The 356-nt window shown below is 61.0% G+C and carries 1 protein-coding gene; it reads left to right on the top strand.

Annotated features, from left to right (window positions below; genetic code table 11):
- On the top strand, positions 1 to 356 hold a 356-nt coding region (locus tag Q4563_RS17395), incomplete at both ends, for a class I tRNA ligase family protein (RefSeq protein WP_303605393.1).

Here is a 356-nt window from a genome sequence, read left to right as displayed (position 1 = left end):
CTGGCCGCCTGCGGTGCCACCGGCGAAGCCGCAGCCCTGAGTCTCGCCGACCGCTGGATTATCTCGCGCCTGCAACGCACCGAAGCCGAAGTCCGTCGCCATATGGACCAATACCGCTTCGATATGGCCGCCCAGGCACTGTACGAATTTATCTGGAACGAATACTGCGACTGGTATCTGGAGTTGTCCAAACCCGTACTGTGGGACAAAAACGCCAGCGCCGAGATTCGTCGCGGCACCCTTGGCACCCTTGTACGCGTGCTGGAAGCCACCCTGCGTCTGGCCCACCCCATTATTCCGTTCATCACCGAAGACGTCTGGCAGCAAGTGAAAGACCTCGCTGGCAAAGGCGGGCC

It is taken from the genome of Gilvimarinus sp. 1_MG-2023 (assembly GCF_030548285.1).
Note: the sequence above shows the minus strand (reverse complement) of the source record. Positions and strands in the feature narration are given on the sequence as shown.